Below are 19,012 nucleotides of genomic sequence, written 5' to 3' on the forward strand. Positions count from 1 at the left end.
CGATCAGATTGCCTGCCGCGCTTATTTGCGCAGGGTATCAGGCGACTTCATGTAGCGGAAGAAATCACTGTCCGGGCTCAGTACCAGCACGTCCTGGTTGTCCTTGAAGCTGGCTTCATAGGCACGCAGGCTGCGGATAAAGGCATAGAAGTCCGGATCCTGGCTGAACGCATTGGCGAACAGCTTGGCTGCTTCAGCATCGCCTTCACCACGGGTGATACGCGCCTGACGCTCGGCTTCCGCCAGGGTACGGGTCACTTCGTAGTCCGCGCTGGCACGCAGTTTCTCGGCTTCTTCCTGGCCCTGCGAGCGCAGGCGACGGGCTACCGCTTCACGCTCGGCGCGCATACGCTGGTAGATGGCGTCGGAGACTTCGGCCGGCAGGTTGATCTGCTTGATACGCACGTCGATCACTTCGATGCCCAACGCCGCCATGCTGTTCGGGTTCACCTGCGGCTGTTTGCCGGTGGTTTCCCGCTCAACGCGCGCCGCCGCAGAGGCGATAGCGTCATCGGCTTCGGTGGTCGCCACTTCTTCGCCGTCACCCACGGTGCCGGTGTTCAGCGCGTCACGCACGTCAGACATCAGCTTGCCGCGCGAGTCGGTCACGATGTCTTTCACGTCCAGGCGGCCGATTTCGGAACGCAGACGGTCGCTGAACTTACGCTTCAGCAGCACTTCGGCCTGGGAGACGTCGCCGCCGCCGGTCGCCAGATAGTAGCGGCTGAAGTCGCTGATGCGCCACTTCAGATAGGAGTCAACGATCAGGTCTTTCTTCTCGCTGGTCACGAAGCGATCGGCCTGGTTGTCCATGGTCTGGATACGCGCATCCAGGTTCTTCACGGTCTCAATGAACGGGATCTTGAGGTGCAGACCCGGCGCATACACCAGCGGCTTGTTTTCGCCGTCGCGCAGCACTTTGCCGAAGCGCAGCACAATGCCGCGCTGGCCTTCCTGCACCACGAACAGCGAAGCGTACAGCACCACCAGCACCGCGAGGACAATAACTACAAAAGACTTACGCATTGATTACTCTCTCCCTACGCGAGTGGTGTCGTCACGCTGCGCATTCGCCCGGCGCTGATCCATAACCGATCCGCTGCTGGTGCGCGGGGTGCTGCTGTTGGCAGCCGGCGCTGGATTCGGATTGAGGCGAATCAGGCTGGTATCCTTGTTGCCGCTCTCCGTCGCCGCGCCTTGGCCGCGCAGCATCTGATCCAGCGGCAGCACCATCAGGTTGTTGCCTTTGTCGCTCACCAACACCTTACGGGTATGGCCCAGCACTTTTTCCATGGTTTCGATATACAGACGCTCGCGGGTGATCTGCGGGGCGGACTTGTATTCCGGCAACAGCTTGGCAAAGCGCGCCACCTCACCCTGAGCTTCCAGGACGGTGCGGTCTTTATAAGCCTTGGAGTCTTCCAGCAGACGCTGCGCCTGGCCGTTCGCACGCGGCTGAACTTCGTTGGCGTAAGCTTCCGCTTCACGGATGTATTGCTGCTCGTTCTCACGCGCGGCGATCGCATCGTCGAACGACGCCTTCACCTCTTCCGGCGGACGCGCCGCCTGGAAGTTGACGTCCAGCAGCGTGATGCCCATGTTGTAAGGACGAATGGTCTCTTCCAGCATGCGCTGCGTATCGTTACGCACCACGGTACGGCCTTCGGTCAGGATGCGATCCATCGAGTATTTGCCGATCACGCCGCGCAGGGCGCTGTCGGTCGCCTGGCTCAGGCTGTCGTCGGCATTGACGACGCTGAACAGGTACGCTTCCGGGTTGGTCACGCGGTACTGCACGTTCATTTCCACGCGCACCACGTTTTCATCGGAGGTCAGCATCACGCCGGACGCCGCCAGCTCACGCACGGATTCCACGTTCACCGGACGCACGTCGTCGATGAAGGTCGGCTTCCAGTTCAGGCCCGGCTGCACCAGGTGGCTGAACTTACCGAAACGCGTCACAACGCCGCGCTCGGCTTCCTTGATGGTGTAGAAGCCGCTGGCGGCCCAGATCACCACCACGGCAACCGCCGCGATACCGATAATGCGGCCGCTGAAGCCCGGACCGGAGGCCCCGGTGCCGCCGCTATTGCTGTTGGAGCCTTTGCCCCCGCCAAAACCGCTCAATTTCTTGCTCAGTTTGCGGAAGATATCATCCAAATCAGGTGGCCCTTGATCACGACCGCCTTTGTTGTTACCGCCAGAGTTGCCGCCATTGTTATTGCTGCTCCCCCACGGGTCGCGGTCCTGTCCGTTATTACCGGGCTGATTCCACGCCATGTTTTAGCTCCATATTCTGTGATTGGGTACTTCAGGCTTTCGCGAAGCATAAATGTAACAGGATATGATCATACGATAAAGTCAATCAGGTCCTGTTCTTGCTTGCAGAGACGACGCCATTCGACGATCGGCATTCGCACCACCACGCCAATGCTGCCGTCCTCTTCGTTCCACTCTTTTTCAATCGCCTGAAGCTGGTAAAAACGGCTGCGAAGACGGCCTGCCCGTGGCGGTAAGCGCAATTCGTAATGCGCGATCTCCCCCGATAAGCGCTCCGTCAACGCCTGATACAGCAACGGAATACCCTCTCCGCTGGCGGCGGACAGCCACACCCGGATCGGCAGGTTTTCATCGTTGCGGTCGATACGCGGCACAAAATCGTCCAGCATATCTATTTTGTTCATCACTAACAGTGTAGGGATTTCATCCGAGTCTATCTCCGCCAGCACGGTGTTCACCGCGTCGATGTTCTCGTCGACGCGCGGATCCGCCGCGTCGATGACGTGCAGCAGCAAAGAGGCCTGGCGCGTCTCCTGCAGCGTCGCCTTGAAGGCGGCCACCAGATCATGCGGCAGGTGCCGGATAAAGCCTACGGTATCCGCCAACACGGTATCCCCCACGTCCGGCACATCAATGCGCCGCAACGTAGGATCCAGGGTGGCAAATAGCTGGTCCGCCGCATACACCTCGGCAGACGTTATTCGGTTAAACAGGGTGGATTTGCCGGCGTTGGTATAGCCCACCAGCGATACGGTCGGCACATCGGCGCGGGTCCGCGCACGTCGGCCTTGTTCACGCTGCTTCTCTACCCGCTCCAGGCGGCGCAGAATCAAGCTGATGCGATCGCGTAACAGGCGACGGTCGGTCTCAAGCTGGGTTTCCCCCGGCCCGCGCAGGCCTATCCCCCCTTTTTGCCGCTCCAGGTGCGTCCAGCCGCGTACCAGACGCGTGGCGATGTGACGCAGCTGCGCCAGCTCCACCTGCAGCTTACCTTCATGGGTGCGGGCACGCTGGGCGAAAATGTCTAAAATCAGCCCGGTGCGATCGATCACCCGGCATTCGCACAGGCGCTCGAGGTTTCTTTCCTGCGCCGGGGAAAGGGAATGATCAAACAGGACAACAGACGCGCCGCTGGCTTTCACCGCATCTGCAATTTCTTCGGCCTTTCCTTCGCCGACAAAGTACTTCGGATGTGGGGCTTTGCGGCTACCAGTCACCACTTGCAAAGCTTCGACACCGGCTGAGGAGACCAGCGATTCGAACTCGCTGAGATCTTCCGTATCTTTGTCTTGCGAGAAATAGATATGAACCAGTACGGCCTGCTCACCGGCTTCATAACGGTCAAACAAGCGTGCAACCTCTCAAACGGACACTCACCGTGAGTTTGGGGGACATAAACAGCACGCGGCTGCTTATGCTCCCCGTCATGGTTGACTTGCAACGCGCTTTATTCAGCGTCATCGCTTTCCTGCTGCGGCTGTTGCTGCGCAGACGGATTGTTACCATGGTGATAGTTGCTTGAACCGCCGCTCGGATTGTTGCTGTGATGCGAGACCGGGCGTGACGGGACAACGGTAGAGATAGCGTGCTTGTACACCATCTGGCTAACCGTGTTCTTCAACAGGATGACAAACTGGTCAAAAGACTCAATCTGGCCTTGCAGCTTAATACCATTCACCAAATAAATAGAAACCGGAACACGTTCACGACGCAATGCGTTCAGGAACGGATCTTGCAAAGATTGCCCCTTAGCCATTCTATCTTTTCCTTATTTGCTTGTTGTTTGTAACTAAGAACCTGTCGGCTCTAAAATAAACGACGTAAAAAATTTGCGCGCTGAATACTCAGCAATTGTACACAATCACCCAACCTATGCACTAACAACCTGTGTCACCGAGTCCAAAGCCTCTCCCGGCTTTTCACTGTCCAACCAATGGACCGACTCCCAACCCCGTAACCAGGTCATCTGGCGTTTAGCCAACTGACGTGTTGCGCAAATACCACGATAAACCATCTCATCGTAACTAATTTCACCAGACAAGTATGACCACATCTGGCGGTAACCGACACAGCGAATGGAGGGCAAGTCCGTATGCAAATCACCCCGTGCGAAAAGTGCACGCGCTTCCGTCTCAAAACCCGCCGCCAACATTTGATGGTACCGCAGCTCGATGCGTTGATGGATCAACTCACGGCTGGTCGGCGCTATCGCAAATTGGTGAACTTGATACGGTAACGATTCACCCGAAATTTTAGTCAGTTCCGTTAAAGTTTTACCCGAAATAAAAAAAACTTCCAGTGCTCTGGACAGTCTCTGCGGATCATTCGGATGAATTCTCACTGCCGCGACCGGATCGATCGCCTGTAACTGACGGTGCAGCGCCTCCCAGCCCTGCTCCGCCGCTTGCCGTTCGATGCGCTCGCGCACCGCGGGATCGGCGGACGGCAACGGCGACAATCCTTCCAGCAACGCCTTGAAATACAACATGGTGCCGCCCACCAACAGCGGAATGCGGCCGGCGGCGGTGATGTCGGCCATCTCTTTCAGCGCATCGGCGCGGAACTCCGCAGCCGAGTAAGCTTCGGCGGGATCGCGAATATCGATCAGCCGATGCGGCGCCTGCGCCAATTCTTCGGCGCTCGGCTTGGCGGTGCCGATATCCATGCCGCGATAAATCAGCGCGGAATCGACGCTGATCAGTTCCACCGGCAGGCGCTCGCGCAGCGCGATCGCCAGCGCGGTCTTGCCCGAGGCGGTCGGCCCCATGATGAAAATAGCCGGGGGACGTGATGTCATTTCAGTTTCAGTCATGCTTGAGGGCCGCCAGTGCGGCCTGTAAATCAACGGGTTGTAAAAGTCCGCTCGGTGGCGATTTGACCAGCTGCGGGCAAAGTCGTTCAACGTCGGTCAGCAATTGTATCGCTTGCGAGGTGTTCCACTGTTCATGTTCGCTGCCGAGACGGCGAGCGAGCCAGGTGGCCAACACCGCGGGCGACATCTCCTGATGCTCGGCCAGATAGCCTAACAGTTCGGGTATCAGTTTTTGTAAATTTTGTTGGCGTAATGGTAAAGGCACTGCGCGCAGCGTCACACGGCCGTGATCCGTCTGCAAGTCCAGCCCCATCATCGTCAGCAGCGCCTGATGCCGCGCGATGGCCGCCGCTTCGTTCTTGTCCAACGTCAGCTTGACTGGGATCAGCAGCGGCTGCGGCCGCAGCCCTTCCGTCGGCGGATTGAGCTGCGCCTGGCGCAGCCAGCGCTCGGCCACCGTCAGGTTGAGCAACGCCGGCTGCTGGCACTGTTCAATCAGTGCGTAGCACGGCGGATGGATCATCAGCACCCGGCCAAAGCTGTGTTGCCCGCTCGCCAACGGCGTTTCCACGGCGGCTTTCACCGGTGGGAACAGCGGCGGCCGACTCGGGGCTTCCGGCGCGGCCTCGGCCTGCGGCTCGGCGGCAGGCCGCATCAGTTTGCCGTACAGCTCGCCTTCGCGTTTCTGGTAACCGCCCGCCGTTTGCCAACCGGGCTGCGGCGCGCGCTCGCGGGCGGCGTCGGCCGGTGGCGGCGTTTCGCGACGCGGCGCCGGCTGTGAAAAATGGTTGCCGCCGGCGGCGACGCGGTTTTCCTGCTGCCAGACCGGCGCAGGCGCCTCGTCAGGCGTTTCCGCCAACGGCAGCGACGGCGTCTGTCCGGCCTGTTGCAGCACCGTGGTCACCGCCTGGTAGATAAAATCGTGCACCAGCCGCGCCTGATGGAAACGCACCTCGTGCTTGGCGGGATGAACGTTGACGTCCACCTGGTGCGGATCCACCTCCAGATACAACACATAAGCGGGCTGCTGATCGTCTTTCAGCTGATCCTGATAGGCCTGACGAATGGCGTGGTTGATCAAGCGATCGCGCATCATGCGGCTGTTGACGTAGCAGTACTGCATTTCACCCAGCTGGCGCGCCCCGTCCGGATCCGCCACCCAACCGCGGATGCTCAGATCGCCGTGCTGCCAGTCGATGTTCAGCGCATGCTGCAAAAACGCCGGGCCGCAGATGCTGCCCAAACGGCGCTCGTGCTGGCTTTCTTCCTTCGCCGCCCGATATTGGCGGATCAGTTTGCCGTTGTGGCTGAGGTTGATCGCCACATCGAAGCGCGCCAGCGCGATGCGCCGCACCACTTCATCGATATGGCCGAATTCGGTTTTCTCGGTGCGCATGAATTTGCGGCGCGCCGGGGTGTTGTAAAACAGATCCAGCACTTCCAGCGTGCTGCCGACCGGGTGCGCGGCGGGTTTGACCGTCACCGCCTGCTCGCGCCCTTCGGCATAGGCTTGCCACGCTTCGCTCTGGTCTGCTGTGCGCGACGTCAGGGTCAAACGGGAAACCGAGCTGATGCTGGCCAGCGCTTCGCCGCGAAAACCGAGGCTGACGATCGCTTCCAGGTCGTCGAGCGTGCTAATTTTACTGGTGGCGTGCCGCGCCAGCGCCAGCGCCAGATCGTCCTTGCCGATGCCGCAGCCGTTGTCGCGAATGCGGATCAACTTGGCGCCGCCGCGTTCGATATCGATATCGATGCGCGTCGCACCGGCGTCCAGGCTGTTTTCCACCAGCTCTTTGACGACCGACGCGGGGCGTTCGACCACCTCTCCGGCGGCGATCTGGTTGGCGAGCTGTGGCGGTAACACCTGGATAGGCATGCTGACTCCTGTAGCGGTGGCGCTAGGCCTGCGGAATGGTCAGCGTCCGATCCAGCGGCGCGACGTCCGACTTCAGATTATTGACCCGTTTCAAATCGCCGACGCTGACCCCGTAGCGAGAAGCGATGGAGGACAGCGTGTCCCCGCGGGCCACTTTATGTTTAGACGGCTTCTTCGCCGGCGTTTTCGCTTTGGCGACGGCGGTGACGGCGGCGGTTTTCCCCGCCGGCACCTTCAGGCGTTGCCCGACCCACACGCCGTCTTTCTTCAGTTTGTTCAGATCCCGCAGCGCCGCCATGGTCGTGCCGTAGCTGTCGGCGATGCCGGACAGCGTCTCCGCCCGTTTCACCACGTGGATCTGGGTCTTGCCGCTTACGCTGCGGCTCGCGCCGGTCGAGCTGACGATAGGCTCAGGCTGGCGCACGTCTGGTGTTGAAGTGTTAACCGCCGCTGCGACGTCCAGCGGTCGGTTTTCCACCTTTGGGTCGGCTTGCAGCGGATGCGCCAGGAAGTAGCTGCGCAAGCCGTTATGAATGGCCTTGGCAATCTTCTCCTGATACGCGCTACTGCCCAGCAGCCGCTCCTCCGTGCTATTACTGATAAATCCTGTTTCCACCAGCAGCGATGGAATATCCGGCGAACGCAGCACGCCCAGGCTGGCGTGTTCCGGCCGGCGTTTATGCAACGATCCGACGCTCTGCAGCTGCTGCAGCACCTTCACCGCCACATCGTACCCGACGCGCTGCGAGTGGCCGAACTGCAGATCCAGCACCGCCTGGCTCAGATAAGGGTCGGCCTGGCTGTTGGCCAGCAAGTCGCCGGCGCCGCCGAGCAGCTCGGACTGCTTCTCATGCTGTTCGAGCCAGCCGGCCATTTCGCTGTTGGCGCGGCGATTGGACAGCACCCAGACGGAAGCCCCGCTGGCGCTGCGGTTTGGCGCGGCGTCGGCGTGGATGGAGACCAGTACGTTGGCGCCCTGTTTACGCGCAACGTCGGAGCGCCCCATCACCGAAATAAAATAGTCGCCGTTACGCGTCAGCACCGGCTTGAACTGCGGATCGGCGTCCAGCATCGCCTGCAGGCGGCGCGCGATGGCGATAGTGACATTCTTCTCCTTCAACCCGCTCGGGCCGATGGCGCCCGGATCCTGGCCGCCGTGGCCGGCGTCGATAGCCACCACCACCCGATCGCCGGAACCGGCGGAAACGCGGCTGCTGCGCGGCGTCACCTCAGTGGCGGTGCCCGCGACAACGCTCTGTTTATTGGTAAAGGGATTCGATCCCGTCGGCGCTTTGCGCAGCGGCGGCTCCGGCGCTTCACGCACCGCGACCGGCGCCTGACGCGGCGGTTGGCTGACGGCGACCGGCGCAGGCGTTTGGACCGGCGCTTTACGCGCCACGGTATTGACGCCGCCTTCGGCCGTAAGGGTGAATACCACGGTGTGCACGCCGCCGTTCTGGCGGGTGGAGACGCGGGTTTTAGCGCGCTGAGTCAGATCAAACACCAGGCGCACGCTCTGAGCGTCTTTCGGCGCGCTGGAGCGAATGCTTTTCACCAGGTTTTGGCCGCTGAAATTGAGCGGCAGCCCGCCGACCTTGCCTTTCTGGTTGACGTCCAGCACCACGCGCTCCGGGCCGTGCAGCGGGAAAAACGCGTAGTCCGGCGGGCCATTGAAGTTCACCGACACCGTCGCTTCGCGCTGGGCGTTGGACACTTTGATATCGGACAGCGAGGACGCCGCCAGCGCGTTCAACGCGCCGAGCGGCCCCAGCACGGCGATCAGCATGATGACCGCAAATTTTTTCAACGCATGCGTCATTGCAGCATCATCCCTGTGATCCATGAATACGGTCTAACAGCTGGCTGCCGTAAGCAGAAATCGCCTCGATCTTCGCCTCTCGCCCCTCGCCCTGATAGCTGAGGTGCAGCGCCAGATCCGGCTCCGGCAGCACGCCAGTGCCCTGCTGCGGCCATTCGACCAGGCAGATGGCGTCTTGCGCGAAGTAATCGCGAATGCCCATAAATTCAAGCTCTTCCGGATCGGCCAGGCGATACAGATCGAAGTGATATACCGCCAAGGGCTGCAAGGCATAGGGCTCCACCAGCGTGTAGGTCGGGCTTTTGACATTGCCCTGATGTCCCAACGCCTGCAGGAAGCCACGGCTGAAGGTGGTTTTACCGGCGCCCAGGTCGCCGTAGAGATAGATGACGCTGGCGCGATCGCAGGCCTTGGCCAAAGTGGTGCCCAAAGCGACAGTCGCTGCCTCGTCCGGCAGAGGTAAAACGAGTTCTTTCATTCGATAAAGTCTATTTTGCCCACTCAGGGTTAACGAAATGAAGGATGTCCGGCAGTAAATCGGTCGCCAACATGCCTCTTGTTCCTTGTCTTTCCGCTACGCGATCGCCGGCCGCGCCGTGTACGACGCAGCCCGCACAGGCGGCATCATACAGCGAGAGCTTTTGCGCCAGCAAACCGCCGATGATGCCCGACAGCACATCGCCCATGCCGCCGGAGGCCATGCCGGCATTGCCGACGTCGGCGATCGCCATCTGGCCCTGCTCATCGGCGATCAGCGTGCCGGCGCCTTTCAGCACCGCCACGCCGCCATAGCGCGCCGTCAGGTTACGCACGGCAAGTAAGCGATCACTCTCGATGTCGGCAGTGCTGCAGCTCAACAGCCGCGCCGCCTCTCCGGGATGCGGAGTCATCACGCGATTCTGCCGTTTCTCGGGATTTAATGCCAGCAAGTTCAGCGCATCGGCGTCCCACAAGGCCGGTTTATCGCTGGTTTGCAGCACGTTCAAGGCGTTTTTGCCCCACTCAGCCTGGCCCAGCCCCGGGCCAATCACCAGCACGTCCGCCCATTGCATCGCCTGCCGCAAGGTCGTCTCGTCCAGCGCCTGCGCCATCAACTCCGGCCTGGCCGCCAGCAGCGGCGCGACGTGCTCAATGTGAGTAAGCACTCGCACCAATCCAGCCCCGCTGCGCAGCGCCGCTTCCGCCGCCATGCGAATGGCGCCGCCGAATCCGCGGTCGCCGCCCACCAGCAGCAGACGGCCATGCTCGCCCTTATGGGCGCAGGGGCGCCGCGGATGCAGCCAGCGCGGCAACGCCTCGGCGGTAAGCCGCTGAATCTGTTCCGGTTGCTTCGCCAACCAATCCGATAAGCCTAGCGTATTCTGATGAAGTTGCCCGACCCAGTCGCGCGCCTGCCCGGTCAGCAAGCCCGGCTTGAGGCCAATGAACGTGACGGTATGCGCGGCACGCACGACCGCGCCCGGCGCCGCGCCGCTTTCCGCCAGCAGCCCGGACGGAATATCGAGCGCCACCACCGGCGCCGAATGGCGGTTGGCGGCCTCGATCAGCGCATCGTAAGGCGCACGCGGCGCACTGCCCAGGCCGGTGCCTAACAGACCGTCGATAATAAGAGAGACGGATGCCGGCCAGCGGCTGTTCGCCGGCAGAATATCGCCGCCGGCGGCCAGCCAGGCCTCGCGGGCCGCTGCGGCCTCCGGCGGCAAAGGGCGTGCGCCTTCGCAGGCGATCACCGTCACCTGCACGCCCGCCGCCTTCGCCAAACGCGCCACCACATAGCCGTCGCCGCCGTTGTTGCCGTGGCCACAGAGCACCAGCCAGTGGTTGCAGCAGGGATAAGTGTCGCGCGCCAGTACGTAGGCCGCCTGACCGGCGCGCAGCATTAAATCGTAAAGAGAAAGACCGAGCGAGGCCGCCGCCGCAGGTTCCGAACGACGGATCCAATCCGCAGGCCAGATAGAGTGTGGTAAACTGTCAGCGTATGCTTTTTCACTGTGGCCCGTCATGACGCACCCCCTCGATCTCCATCAACTCGCCCAACATATCAAGCAATGGGGGCAATCGCTAGGATTCCAGCAGGTTGGCATCTGCGATACCGATCTCAGCCTGGAAGAGCCGAAGCTGCAGGCCTGGCTCGACAAACAGTACCACGGCGAGATGGAGTGGATGGCGCGCCACGGCATGCTGCGCGCGCGCCCCCACGAGCTGTTGCCGGGCACGCTGCGGGTGATCAGCGTGCGCATGAACTACCTGCCGGCCAAGGCGGCGTTCGCCAGCACCCTGCAGAACCCGCAATTGGGCTACGTCAGCCGCTATGCGCTGGGGCGCGATTATCACAAGCTGTTGCGTCAGCGCCTGAAAAAGTTGGGCGATCAGATCCAGGCCTACTGCGGCGAACTGAATTTCCGCCCCTTTGTCGACTCGGCGCCGGTCATGGAGCGCGCGCTGGCCGCCAAGGCGGGCATCGGCTGGGTTGGTAAACACTCACTAATTCTTAACCGCGAAGCCGGATCCTGGTTTTTCCTCGGCGAACTGCTGATCGACCTGCCGCTGCCGGTGGATAAGCCGCAGGAAGAGCAGTGCGGCCGCTGCGTCGCATGCATCACCACTTGCCCGACCGGGGCCATCGTCGCGCCCTACACCGTCGATGCCCGGCGCTGCATTTCCTATCTGACCATCGAACTGGAAGGCGCGATCCCGGAGGAATTCCGGCCGCTGCTCGGCAACCGTATCTACGGCTGCGACGACTGCCAGCTGATCTGCCCGTGGAACCGATTTTCGCAACTCACCGACGAAGACGATTTCAGCCCGCGTGCCGCGCTGCATGCGCCGCAGCTGATCGATCTGTTCAGTTGGACGGAAGAAAAATTCCTGCGCATCACCGAAGGCTCGGCGATACGCCGCATCGGTCACCTGCGCTGGCTGCGCAATATCGCCGTGGCGCTGGGCAATGCGCCTTATGAGGACAGCATCGTGCTCGCGCTGCGCACGCGTTTGGGCCAGGACGCCATGCTGGACGAACATATCCACTGGGCACTGGCGCAACAGCTCGCTCGCCGTGAAGCACAGGGCATCGAGGTGCAAACGGCGCAGAAAAAACGGTTGATACGGGCTGTGGAAAAAGGTTTGCCAAGGGATGCCTGACGGGGTGCGCCGCGCGGGCGTATCGCCCGAAATCTCACTCTGTGGATTTGTGCATAAAAATAAAAACACGTTGTCTTTCAACTGCAACAAAAAGAGCAAGTGATCGGCATAACGTTTTGGGATAAATAAATAAGCTTATAAATCAAATGTATAAATATTTAATTTGTATGACGTTGATTTTTCAGGCTGGCGGGTTTATGTACAGAGGCTGTGGATAACTCTGTTCACAACGTTTTTAGCAGGTGTGTAAAACGGGACAAAAACCCGCGCCGGATAAGGCGTTGGATTTGAGTTTGAAACGAAGAGAAAATTGGAGCGGGAAACGAGACTCGAACTCGCGACCCCGACCTTGGCAAGGTCGTGCTCTACCAACTGAGCTATTCCCGCATTGAGATGCTTTTGGCATCCGGTCACCAAACACTGGCGTGACCTTTGAATTTTTGGAGCGGGAAACGAGGCTCGAACTCGCGACCTCAACCTTGGCAAGGTTGCGCTCTACCAACTGAGCTATTCCCGCGTCGCATAGGTACTGCTTGATACTGCTTTATTTATTCATCATGCCGCATCGCGACATTGTTGAATTTGGAGCGGGAAACGAGACTCGAACTCGCGACCCCGACCTTGGCAAGGTCGTGCTCTACCAACTGAGCTATTCCCGCCCGGCGTATCGATGGTGGAACGTTACGAAATTCTTCATCGGTACGGGGTGCGCATTATACGAGAAATCCTTTTTGTCGCAAGCCCCTGAAAGCAAAAAAACGCGATTTTTGTTTGATTGCCGATTAAAGCGCCAGATTGGCGAATTAAGCGGCTAAAAACGGCGTTTTTTCCCCGCAGAGGCCGCCATCGCCTTAAAGCTGAATGAAATGTTCGCGGTAATAAGCCAGTTCGGCCACCGATTCGCGGATGTCATCCAGCGCCTGATGGGTGCCCTGCTTCTTAAAGCCGCCGAGAATTTCCGGCTTCCAACGGCGCGCCAGTTCTTTCAGCGTGCTGACGTCCAGGTAGCGGTAATGGAAGTAGGCCTCCAGCTCCGGCATGTAGCGGAACAGGAAACGGCGATCCTGGCCCACGCTGTTGCCGCAGATCGGTGATTTGCCGGCCGGCACCCATTGCTGCAGAAAGGCTATCGTTTCCAGCTCGGCGGCGCGATCGTCCTGCCGGCTGGCTTTCACCCGCTCCACCAGCCCGCTGCCGGTATGGGTGCGCACGTTCCACTCGTCCATCAAGGCCAGCTGCTCGTCGGATTGGTGCACGGCGATCACCGGCCCTTCCGCCAGGATGTTCAGATTGGCGTCGGTGACCAGCGTGGCGATCTCGATAATGCGGTCACGCTCGGGATCCAGCCCGGTCATCTCCAAATCGATCCAAATCAGGTTATTTTCGTTTGCTGTCATGATGTTTCCTGCCTAAAAGCCGAGAGAAAAACGCTGTGCGGACGAGACGACGGCCGCCGCCGATGGCGACGCGCCGCAGCCGGCGGCTAACAACGGTTATTTAATATAAAATAGCGTGTATCATAGTCTTTTTGGTCGCCATGGGCGACATATACCCTGACGGGTTCAAGGCTGCGCCCGGGGCAAGTCCCCCGCCGCGGCTGTGCGTATACGTAAAGGTATAAAACCGATTCAAGTGAGGCGCAGTGAGTAAGAACAAACTGTCCAAAGGTCAGCAACGCCGCGTGCAGGCGAACCATCAGCGCCGTCTGAAGCGCGCCGATAACAAACCGGAACCGGATGATTCCCAGCTGGGCGAGCCGCAGGAAGGCGTCGTCATCAGCCGTTTCGGCATGCACGCCGACGTTGAGGCGCCGGATGGCACTCAGCACCGCTGCAACATCCGCCGCACGCTGCGTTCGCTGGTGACCGGCGATCGCGTGGTGTGGCGCCCCGGCCTGGGCGCCCATGAAGGGGTAAAAGGCATTGTGGAAGCGGTGCACGAACGCACCTCGGTGCTGACGCGCCCGGACTTCTATGACGGCGTGAAGCCGATCGCCGCCAATATCAATCAGATCGTCATCGTGTCGGCGATCCTGCCCGAGCTGTCACTGAACATCATCGACCGTTATCTGGTGGCCTGCGAAACGCTCGAAGTCGAGCCGCTGATCGTGCTCAACAAAATTGACCTGCTGGACGCCGAAGCGCGCAAGCTGGTCGACGGCATGATGGATATCTATCGCAAGATTGGCTACCGGGTGCTGGAAGTCTCCAGCCAAACGCGGGAAGGCATGGCGGAGTTCGAACAGGCGCTGGCCGGGCGCATCAGCATCTTCGCCGGTCAGTCCGGGGTCGGCAAGTCCAGCTTGCTGAACGCGCTGCTGCCGCCGTCTGAAGAGCAAATTCTGGTAAATCAGGTTTCCGACGTCTCGGGCCTCGGGCAACATACCACCACCGCCGCGCGGCTGTACCATTTCCAGCACGGCGGCGACGTGATCGACTCCCCGGGGGTGCGCGAGTTTGGCCTGTGGCACCTGGAGCCGGAACAAATCACCCGCGGCTTTGTCGAATTCCGTGATTATTTAGGCGGTTGCAAATTCCGCGACTGCCGCCACGATACCGATCCCGGCTGCGCCATTCGCGCGGCGATGGAGAAAGGCGATATCGCGCAAGAGCGGTTCGACAACTATCACCGTATTCTGGAAAGCATGGCGCAGGTGAAGGTTCGCAAGAACTTCACGGACGCCGCAGACTGACACTGACGAGCGAGCATTGACGACGGCGGAGCCCTCGTTACAATGCGCGCCCTTTACCCTGATTCACGAGGTTAACGTGCTGGATAGCATCAAGATTAAACTGCAATATTGGCTGCCGAAGCTGGCGCTGACCCGCCTGGCGGGCTGGGGCGCCGACAAACGGGCCGGCTGGCTGACCCAACTGGTGGTCAAGGCCTTCGCCCGCTTCTACCGCGTAGACATGCAGGAAGCGCAAAATCCGGACCTGGCGTCTTACGCCACCTTCAACGACTTCTTCGTGCGCCCGCTGCGCGACGGCGCGCGCCCGATCGTCGCCGACGCCAACTGGCTGGCGCTGCCTGCCGATGGCGTCATCAGCCAGCTCGGCCCGATCCGCGACGATCAAATCTTCCAGGCCAAAGGCCACCACTACAGCCTGGAAGCGCTGCTGGCCGGCAACTACCTGCTGGCCGAGCCGTTCCGCAACGGCCTGTTCGCCACCACCTATCTGGCGCCGCGCGACTACCACCGCGTGCACATGCCGTGCGCCGGCGTGCTGCGCGAGATGATCTATGTGCCGGGCGATCTGTTCTCGGTCAACCCGCTCACCGCCGCCAACGTGCCTAACCTGTTCGCGCGCAACGAGCGCGTGATCTGCGTGTTCGACACCGACATCGGGCCGATGGTGCAAATCCTGGTCGGCGCCACCATCGTCGGCAGCATCGAGACCGTCTGGGCCGGCACCGTCACGCCGCCGCGCGAAGGCATCATCAAACGCTGGACCTACCCGGCCGCCGGTGAAGAAGGCGCCATCGCGCTGGAAAAAGGCGCCGAGATGGGCCGCTTCAAACTCGGCTCCACGGTGATCAACCTGTTTACCGCAGGCAGCGTGCAGTTCGCGCCGCAGCTGCATAACGGCACCGTCACCCGCATGGGTGAGGCCTTCGCCGAAATCCCGGCCGCCGCTGAAACGCCACAGACCCCGCTCTAAAGGAATCGACGCCGTGCGCCTTTTCATCACGCTTTTGCTCGGTTGCCTGCTGTGGCAACCGGCGCTGGCCGCCCCCGTGCCGACCGAGACCCAGCTCAAACAGGAGCTGAAGCAGGCGGAAAGCAGCAAAAACGCGCCGAATCAGGCGGAAACCACCGAGGCGCTGCAAAGCGCCCTCAACTGGCTGACGGAGCGCAAAGAGTCGCAGACTCGCTCCGAGCAGTATCAGAGGGTGATCGACGATTTTCCGAAGATGACGCAGGAGCTGCGCCGTCAGCTGGTGCTGGAAAGCAACAAGATCCTGCCTAACGGCGACGATCTGCCGGCCGCCGAGCTGGAACAGCAGATCCTGCAAACCAGCAGCCTGCTGCTGGAACAGGCGCGCCTGCTGCAGCAAGAACAGGATCGCACGCGGGAGATCAGCGATTCGCTCGGCCAGCTGCCGCAGCAGCAGACCGACGCCCGCCGTGCGCTGACGGAAGTGCAGCGCCGCCTGCAGGCGCAGCCCGCCAACCCGACCACGCCGTATGCGCAGGCCGCCCTGGCCCTGCTGCAGACCGAAGCCGCGGCGCGCAAAGCCAAAGTGGACGAGCTGGAGCTGGCGCAGCTGTCGGCCAACAACCGTCAGGAGCTGGCGCGCATGCGCGCCGAGGTCTATAAAAAGCGCCACGAGAAAATAGACGTTCAGCTGCAGGCGCTGCGCAATAACCTCAACGCCCAGCGCCAACGCGAAGCAGAGCTGGCGCTGGAAAAAACCGAGCAGTTAGCCGAGCAGAACGGCGATTTGCCAAAAAGCATCAGCCAGCAGCTGCAGATCAACCGCGAACTGTCCGCCGCGCTGAACAGCCAGGCGCAGCGCATGGATCTGATTTCATCGCAGCAGCGGCAGGCGGCGGCGCAGACGCTGCAGGTGCGCCAGGCGCTGAGCACCATCATCGAGCAGGCCCAGTGGCTCGGTTCGTCGTCGGCGCTGGGGGAAACCCTGCGCGCCCAGGTGGCGACACTGCCGGAAATGCCCAAGCCGCAACAGCTGGACGGCGACATGGCCCAACTGCGCGTGCAGCGCCTGCAGTTTGAAAACCAGCTGGAAAAACTGTCGCAGCGCGAATTCAAACGCGACGACGGCAGCGCGCTGACCAACCAGGAGCAACGCATCGTCGATGCCCAGCTGCGCACCCAGCGCGAGCTGCTCAATTCGCTGCTGTCCGGTTGCGACACCCAAATCCTCGAGCTGACCAAGCTGAAGGTGGCCAACACCCAGCTGATCGAAGCCTTGAACGAAATTCGCGATGCCACCCACCGCTATCTGTTCTGGGTGCCGGACGTCAATCCGATCAACTTCTCCTACCCGCTCAACGTGGCGCACGATCTGACGCGCGTCCTGTCGCTGGACACGCTGTCTCAACTCGGCGGCGCCTTCATGATGATGGTGACCAGCCGCGAAACGCTGATCCCGATCTTCGGCGCCCTGCTGCTGGTGATTTTCAGCATCAGCTCGCGCAAGCACTACCACGCCTTCCTCGAGCGCGCGAGCAGCCGCGTCGGCAAGGTGACGCAGGACGAATTCTTCCTGACGGTGCGCACCGTGTTCTGGTCGATTCTGGTGGCGATGCCGCTGCCGGTGCTGTGGGCCGCGCTCGGTTACGGCCTGCAAAGCGCCTGGAACTACCCGGTGGCGGAAGCGATCGGCAAAGGGGTAACCGCCACGCTGCCGATCCTGTGGATCTGCATGATCTGCGCCGCCTTCGCCCACCCGCAGGGGCTGTTCATCGTGCACTTCCGCTGGCCGGCGAAGCAGGTTTCGCGCGCCATGCGCTACTACAAGATGTCGATCTGGCTGATCGTGCCGCTGATCATGGCGCTGATCACCTTCGATAGCCTGAAAGAACGCGAGTTCGCCAACACCCTGGGGCGGCTGTGCTTCATCCTGCTGTGTCTGGCGCTGGCGCTGGTCACCCACAGCCTGAAACGCGCCGGCATTCCGCTGTATCTGGATAAAAACGGCTCCGGCGACAACATGCTCAACAGCGCCTTCTGGGGGCTGCTGCTGTCGGCGCCGCTGCTGGCGGCGCTGGCCTCGACCGTCGGTTACCTCACCACCGCGCAGGCGCTGTTGGCGCGTCTGGAAACTTCGGTGGCGATCTGGTTCCTGCTGCTGGTCGTCTACCACATCATCCGCCGTTGGATGTTGATCCAGCGGCGGCGCATCGCCTTCGATCGCGCCAAGCAGCGCCGCGCCGACATTCTGGCCCAGCGCGCCCGCGGCGAAGACGAAACTTCACATACCCCGAACAGCACCGAAGGCGCCATCGATCCGGACGATTCGGACTTCGATCTGGACACCATCAGCGCCCAGTCGCTGCGGCTGGTGCGTTCGATCCTGACGCTGATCGCGCTGGTGTCGGTGATCGTACTGTGGTCGGAGATCCACTCCGCGTTCGCCTTCCTGGAAAACATCTCGCTGTGGGATGTGACCTCGACGGTGAACGGCGTGGAAACCGCCCATCCGATCACCCTCGGCGCGGTTCTGATCGCCATTCTGGTGTTGATCATCACCATGCAGCTGGTGCGCAACCTGCCGGCGCTGCTGGAGCTGGCGGTGCTGCAGCACCTGGATCTGTCCCCGGGCACCGGCTACGCCATCACCACCATCACCAAGTACCTGCTGCTGCTGTTCGGCGCGGTGCTCAGCTTCGCCTGGATCGGCATCGAATGGTCGAAACTGCAGTGGGTGGTTACCGCGCTCAGTCTGGGGTTGGGCTTCGGCATGCAGGAGATCTTCTCCAACTTCATCTCCGGCTTGATCATCCTGTTCGAGAAACCGATCCGCATCGGCGACACCGTGACGATCCGCAATCTGACCGGCACCGTCACCAAGATCAATACCCGCGCCACCACCATCTCGGACTGGGACCGCAAAGAGATCATCGTGCCGAACAAAGCGTTTATCACCGAGCAGTTCGTCAACTGGTCGCTGTCGGATACCCTGACCCGTGTGGTGCTGACCGTACCGGCGCCGGGCGAGGCCAACAGCGAAGAAGTGACCAAGATCCTGATGAACGCCGCCGAGCGCTGCGCGCTGGTGCTGGATAACCCGGCGCCGGAGGTCTATCTGGTCGATCTGCAACAAGGCATTCAGATCTTCGAGATGCGTATTTACGCCGCCGAGATGGGCCACCGTATGCCGCTGCGCCATGAGATCCACCAACTGATCCTGGCGGGCTACCGCGAGCACGGCATCACGCTGCCGTACCCGCCGTTCCAGGTGCGTACCGAGACGCTGTCGCGGCTAACCAACAACGGCCGCACGCCGCCGTCCACGCCGGCGCCGAACACCAAGCGCGACGCCGGGGGGCTATAAGCGCTTCTCGCGATAAAAAAAGGGGGTCGGCAAATGCCGACCCCCTTTTTTGCTTTTGACC

General features: G+C 61.2%; 14 protein-coding genes and 3 tRNA genes. 4 read left to right on the forward strand and 13 right to left on the reverse strand.

All coding sequences use genetic code 11. The features are described from left to right. Positions 1 to 21: 21 nt before the first annotated feature. From hflC to nnr, 9 genes are all read right to left on the reverse strand, one after another. A complete protein-coding gene (gene hflC / locus HWW83_RS13325; protein ID WP_004933669.1) occupies positions 22 to 1,026 on the reverse strand; it encodes a protease modulator HflC in 1,005 nt (334 codons plus the stop codon). Between the two features lie 3 nt (positions 1,027 to 1,029). Next, the gene (gene hflK, locus HWW83_RS13330; protein ID WP_033641626.1) at positions 1,030 to 2,280 is read right to left on the reverse strand and encodes an FtsH protease activity modulator HflK; all 1,251 of its coding nucleotides are present in this window, start codon (positions 2,278 to 2,280) and stop codon (positions 1,030 to 1,032) included. A 68-nt stretch (positions 2,281 to 2,348) separates the two neighbouring features. Continuing rightward, positions 2,349 to 3,629 (reverse strand): ribosome rescue GTPase HflX, encoded by a 1,281-nt coding sequence (hflX, locus tag HWW83_RS13335; RefSeq protein WP_033641625.1) that lies wholly within the window; start codon positions 3,627 to 3,629, stop codon positions 2,349 to 2,351. Positions 3,630 to 3,727: 98 nt separating this feature from the next. After that, positions 3,728 to 4,036, reverse strand: a complete 309-nt coding sequence (hfq, locus tag HWW83_RS13340; RefSeq protein WP_004933678.1) for an RNA chaperone Hfq — start codon at positions 4,034 to 4,036, stop codon at positions 3,728 to 3,730. A 114-nt stretch (positions 4,037 to 4,150) separates the two neighbouring features. After that, positions 4,151 to 5,092 (reverse strand): tRNA (adenosine(37)-N6)-dimethylallyltransferase MiaA, encoded by a 942-nt coding sequence (gene miaA / locus HWW83_RS13345; RefSeq protein ID WP_047025079.1) that lies wholly within the window; start codon positions 5,090 to 5,092, stop codon positions 4,151 to 4,153. Then, positions 5,085 to 6,968, reverse strand: coding sequence for a DNA mismatch repair endonuclease MutL (gene mutL / locus HWW83_RS13350; protein WP_069100486.1), 1,884 nt, complete (start codon positions 6,966 to 6,968; stop codon positions 5,085 to 5,087). Before mutL ends, miaA begins: the two co-directional genes overlap by 8 nt. Positions 6,969 to 6,990: 22 nt before the next feature. Further along, complete coding sequence (gene amiB, locus HWW83_RS13355) at positions 6,991 to 8,787, reverse strand: N-acetylmuramoyl-L-alanine amidase AmiB (protein ID WP_169539841.1); 1,797 nt, start codon at positions 8,785 to 8,787, stop codon at positions 6,991 to 6,993. Positions 8,788 to 8,794: 7 nt separating this feature from the next. After that, positions 8,795 to 9,265: a tRNA (adenosine(37)-N6)-threonylcarbamoyltransferase complex ATPase subunit type 1 TsaE gene (gene tsaE / locus HWW83_RS13360; protein WP_025305017.1), complete on the reverse strand. Its 471-nt coding sequence runs from the start codon at positions 9,263 to 9,265 to the stop codon at positions 8,795 to 8,797. Between the two features lie 10 nt (positions 9,266 to 9,275). Continuing rightward, positions 9,276 to 10,790, reverse strand: a complete 1,515-nt coding sequence (nnr, locus tag HWW83_RS13365; protein ID WP_047572999.1) for a bifunctional ADP-dependent NAD(P)H-hydrate dehydratase/NAD(P)H-hydrate epimerase — start codon at positions 10,788 to 10,790, stop codon at positions 9,276 to 9,278. Here nnr and queG point away from each other — a divergent pair. After that, complete coding sequence (queG, locus tag HWW83_RS13370; RefSeq protein ID WP_069100391.1) at positions 10,789 to 11,928, forward strand: tRNA epoxyqueuosine(34) reductase QueG; 1,140 nt, start codon at positions 10,789 to 10,791, stop codon at positions 11,926 to 11,928. The two genes, nnr and queG, sit on opposite strands and share 2 nt — an antisense overlap. A gap of 311 nt (positions 11,929 to 12,239) precedes the next feature. Here the strand turns inward: queG and HWW83_RS13375 are convergent. The 4 genes from HWW83_RS13375 to orn all read right to left on the reverse strand — a co-directional run bounded on the left by HWW83_RS13375 (position 12,240) and on the right by orn (position 13,325). Further along, positions 12,240 to 12,315, reverse strand: a tRNA-Gly gene (locus tag HWW83_RS13375). A gap of 54 nt (positions 12,316 to 12,369) precedes the next feature. Continuing rightward, positions 12,370 to 12,445, reverse strand: a tRNA-Gly gene (locus HWW83_RS13380). A gap of 66 nt (positions 12,446 to 12,511) precedes the next feature. Then, a tRNA-Gly gene (locus HWW83_RS13385) sits at positions 12,512 to 12,587 on the reverse strand. A 192-nt stretch (positions 12,588 to 12,779) separates the two neighbouring features. Continuing rightward, complete coding sequence (gene orn / locus HWW83_RS13390; RefSeq protein ID WP_033641618.1) at positions 12,780 to 13,325, reverse strand: oligoribonuclease; 546 nt, start codon at positions 13,323 to 13,325, stop codon at positions 12,780 to 12,782. 245 nt (positions 13,326 to 13,570) lie between these two features. On the opposite strand from orn, the gene rsgA reads away from it, so the two are divergent. From rsgA to mscM, 3 genes are all read left to right on the forward strand, one after another. Further along, positions 13,571 to 14,620 carry a small ribosomal subunit biogenesis GTPase RsgA gene (rsgA, locus tag HWW83_RS13395; RefSeq protein WP_033641617.1) on the forward strand — a complete coding sequence of 350 codons (1,050 nt, stop codon included), beginning with the start codon at positions 13,571 to 13,573 and terminating at the stop codon, positions 14,618 to 14,620. Positions 14,621 to 14,696: 76 nt separating this feature from the next. Further along, positions 14,697 to 15,590 (forward strand): archaetidylserine decarboxylase, encoded by an 894-nt coding sequence (gene asd / locus HWW83_RS13400; protein ID WP_176589359.1) that lies wholly within the window; start codon positions 14,697 to 14,699, stop codon positions 15,588 to 15,590. A gap of 13 nt (positions 15,591 to 15,603) precedes the next feature. Continuing rightward, positions 15,604 to 18,951: a miniconductance mechanosensitive channel MscM gene (gene mscM, locus HWW83_RS13405; RefSeq protein ID WP_033641615.1), complete on the forward strand. Its 3,348-nt coding sequence runs from the start codon at positions 15,604 to 15,606 to the stop codon at positions 18,949 to 18,951. Positions 18,952 to 19,012: the final 61 nt, after the last annotated feature.

It is taken from the genome of Serratia ureilytica, assembly GCF_013375155.1.
Taxonomy (GTDB): Bacteria; Pseudomonadota; Gammaproteobacteria; order Enterobacterales; family Enterobacteriaceae; genus Serratia; species Serratia ureilytica.